At 64.6% G+C, this 567-nt stretch carries 2 protein-coding genes; both read right to left on the bottom strand.

Features of this window, described 5'->3' with window-relative positions; all coding sequences use genetic code 11:
* On the bottom strand, window positions 1-264 hold a 264-nt coding region (locus tag NS331_RS27035), incomplete at its 3' end, for a hypothetical protein (protein ID WP_206597371.1).
* A gap of 114 nt (window positions 265-378) precedes the next feature.
* Window positions 379-567 (bottom strand): hypothetical protein (locus NS331_RS27030; RefSeq protein ID WP_206597370.1); only part of this gene is annotated, 189 nt, incomplete at its 5' end.

Genomic DNA, 567 nt, shown 5'->3' with positions numbered 1-567 from the left:
GGCCTGGCGCAGCAGTTCGCCGAACACCTTCTGCGCATAGGGGTCGTCCGCCAGCTCCTGCTCGATGGTCTTGCGCAGTCGGGTGCGGATCATGTCCGTCTCGTTGCGCGTCTTGTCCGCGGACCAGTCCTGTGGGTCTTCTGCTTGCCCCAACTGGTGCACCAGATAGACGCCTTCAGGTTCTCGCACCTCCGTGCCGATGACCTGTCTGTCCACCAGCTTGCGGATCTGCTCTTCGTAGACGCTGTAATCGACCGTCTCCATGGCATCGCGGCGGGCGGTCTGGCGCAGCTCGGCGAAGAAGCGCAGGTCGGCCTTGTACCGGGCGATCAGCGCCTCGGAAAAGCGCGGGTCCTCGAAGAAGCTGCGGGACGACTTCTATGCCGCCGTGACCGCCTTCGGGCTGTGCTTGCAGACGGCGCTCTCGTCCCGCAGCTTCTGTCGCTCGTCGTACTCTTCGCCGCCGCTGTCCTTCACGAACTTCGGTGCCAGCAGCTGCCGGTACTGCTCGCGGTCGAGTTTGTTGGTCACCGGCTCGAAGAAGGACCACAGCGCCTCGTGCAGCGC

The sequence above is a fragment of the Pseudacidovorax intermedius genome (assembly GCF_001476815.1).
Taxonomy (GTDB): domain Bacteria; phylum Pseudomonadota; class Gammaproteobacteria; order Burkholderiales; family Burkholderiaceae_C; genus Xenophilus; species Xenophilus intermedius_A.
The sequence above is the reverse complement of the archived record's forward strand: the minus strand, read 5'-3'. Positions and strand labels throughout refer to the sequence as shown.